The 1445-nt window shown below is 49.6% G+C and carries 2 protein-coding genes and 1 pseudogene; all 3 read right to left on the minus strand.

Features of this window, described 5'->3' with window-relative positions; translation table 11 throughout:
* Positions 1-210 (minus strand): hemagglutinin repeat-containing protein (locus BMW49_RS24330; protein ID WP_139205725.1); only part of this gene is annotated, 210 nt, incomplete at its 3' end.
* Between the two features lie 248 nt (positions 211-458).
* Positions 459-920, minus strand: a complete 462-nt coding sequence (locus BMW49_RS24335; RefSeq protein WP_083251874.1) for a hypothetical protein — start codon at positions 918-920, stop codon at positions 459-461.
* Positions 920-1445 (minus strand): annotated as a pseudogene (locus tag BMW49_RS24940) (hypothetical protein); the annotation flags it as partial. The pseudogene BMW49_RS24940 and the gene BMW49_RS24335, both read right to left, overlap by 1 nt.

The following is a 1445-nucleotide window of genomic DNA, read 5'->3' on the forward strand; positions in this document are numbered from 1 at the left end:
GGCGTTACGCCCGGCCTTGATCTGGCTGCCTTGCACGTTGATGTCGCTGTCGGCACCCGCGCCAGTGGCGCGCAGGAGTACATCGTTACCGGCGGCGATGGTCGATCCCTGGGCCTGGGTTTGCTTGACGGTGTCGCGCGTCGTGGTGGTCTTGCTGGAGAACATGCCGTTGCTTAGCGTCGGCAGTCGATCAGCAGGACAAACAGGCATTTATCAGACAGCTGTCCACGGACAGGCGGGCTCAACTCGGCCCCAGGGTGAAAAATGGAGGACTTTTAGGGGGAATGCCGGACCGCCCACGGAAAAAACCGACGGGTGACCGGCAGAGGCGGTAAAGCAGGGTGGCCTCAGGGAAAAAAATCCCCGCCTGGGTGGCGGGGAGGTTTATTGGACGATTGGACGGGACATCAGGCCATGGAGTAGATTTGTGGGATTCCTCAGACTGCGACCCCTTTAGTTTATAGACTTGACATCAATGTTACCTTCCACAAGCGACCATCTTCCGAAAACTCCATACGTAGAGCGTATGTTTTGAAATCATACTTCAGCCACGACTGTATATATCCTATTAATATATCAGCTTTACCTGGCACCTCTTTGGTAGGCGGGCCTAGCGCTGCAATAACATCTTGAACACGCCATGTTTGAGCTATACGACCAAGCACATCTGCCTCATATGCCGAATACCCTTCGTGACGCTGCACAAAAAAATGAATATGATTTAACCTCCCCGAACGAAACCCAAACTCCAAACCAGACCTAATAAACTTATAAAATTTTGTCTTCCCTTCTGGGTCATTATAGCTATCCGGGGTCTCTGAAACGGCTGGCGGCTCTCCGACTTCTCGACACAAGTCAGTTACTATTGAGCTACCTTCATCTTGACCAAGAGCCCGAACAAAATCCGACCAAGTTTTCATTACTTAATAACTCCTGCCTTGCGATTTCTTTCCACTATTTTTTGAACAGTTTCATCCACAAGTTTTGAATCATAACCTAGCTTGTTCAAATTTTCTCGCAGTGCATCTGTGTCACGACAAACCGCACCGCACAGATCCGCTGCATCTTGCTGGATCTGAGCAGGCGTATTTTTTCCGCCATAGGTAGGACCTGCAACATGTACATCTCGTGGAACCTCTACAGCAGTAGAGTTTTGGTAGAGAGTCTTGGTTTCTAACTCAGTAAGTGGGCGGCCCAACTCTGCTTCCTTTGCTGTTCGCAACGCAGCAAATGAAGGGATATGATCGTGCTCTAGACCATCGCCAACAACTTCTCTTGCCTTAAGATTTTTATAGGAGTCTACCTCAAGCTCTTGAACCGCCGTTTTCGACGGCACAGTTGCGTTTGCACCACTTATTTTGCTAGCTACCCAATTACCTCCGATCTTGACAGCTTTTAATCCATATTTACCAACGTTGCCCACAATGACTTGGGCTATGTAATCC

Source organism: Pseudomonas cuatrocienegasensis (assembly GCF_900110925.1).
In the GTDB taxonomy this organism is placed as follows: Bacteria; Pseudomonadota; Gammaproteobacteria; order Pseudomonadales; family Pseudomonadaceae; genus Aquipseudomonas; species Aquipseudomonas cuatrocienegasensis.